At 48.6% G+C, this 253-nt stretch carries 1 protein-coding gene; it reads right to left on the minus strand.

Features of this window, described 5'->3' with window-relative positions:
- Positions 1–127: 127 nt before the first annotated feature.
- On the minus strand, positions 128–253 hold a 126-nt coding region (locus M6G53_RS25375), incomplete at its 5' end, for a transposase (protein WP_253335317.1).

Genomic DNA, 253 nt, shown 5'->3' on the forward strand with positions numbered 1-253 from the left:
GGTCAGGGAGTCGGTGAACATCTACAACACACAGCGGCCGCACCTGTCGCTGAAATACAAAACGCCCGATGAGGTTCATCGGGCGTTATCCGGCTGAAAAGTGTCAACCTATATCAGGACTAGTCATTCATCGCGTTTTACCGGGGAATGCTGCTTTGATTTTCAGGAAGAAGTAAGCGTTATCCCGGTATCCATAAGCCATCCGCTTCATCACCTTTATCTTATTGTTCATCCCTTCCAGCACGCTGGTATT

The organism is Serratia nevei, from assembly GCF_024160145.1.
GTDB classification, from domain to species: domain Bacteria; phylum Pseudomonadota; class Gammaproteobacteria; order Enterobacterales; family Enterobacteriaceae; genus Serratia; species Serratia nevei_A.